Source organism: Pseudomonas sp. KB_15 (assembly GCF_052114525.1).
Classification (GTDB): domain Bacteria; phylum Pseudomonadota; class Gammaproteobacteria; order Pseudomonadales; family Pseudomonadaceae; genus Aquipseudomonas.
Window position 1 is genome coordinate 1 of sequence record NZ_JBFREX010000172.1, and the last position, 499, is coordinate 499.

The following is a 499-nucleotide window of genomic DNA, read 5'->3' on the forward strand; positions in this document are numbered from 1 at the left end:
GGCCCGGACAGCTTCACCTACACGGCGACGAACGGGGCGGGTACCTCGGCGCCGGCCACGGTCACGGTCACGGTTTCGGCGCCGACGATCAACTATGCGCTGCCCTCGCCAACCGCCGCCACCACAGGCGTGCCGTACAGCCAGTCGCTGGCCATGGCGTCCGGCGGCGCCGCGCCGTACACCTATACGCTCGCCTCGGGCGCACTGCCGTCTGGGATCAGCCTCGCCTCCAACGGTACGCTGGCCGGCACGGCCACGAGCGCCGGCACCTACAACTTTACGGTCAGAGCGACCGACAGCAGCACGGGTGTCGGCCCGTTCTCCAAGACGAGCAGTCCGCTGACGTTGTCGGTCCTTCCGCCAACCCTCTCGATGAGTCCGAGCACCTTGCCGACTCCCGTGGTCGCCATCGCCTACAGCCAGACCATGTCGACAAGCGGCGGGACCGCGCCGTACAGCTATGCCGTGACGAGCGGTACGCTCCCGTCCGGGCTGGCGC

At 69.3% G+C, this 499-nt stretch carries 1 protein-coding gene; it reads left to right on the plus strand.

The window, feature by feature from the left end; translation table 11 throughout:
• On the plus strand, window positions 1–499 hold a 499-nt coding region (locus AB4Z35_RS30300), incomplete at both ends, for a putative Ig domain-containing protein (protein ID WP_442101201.1).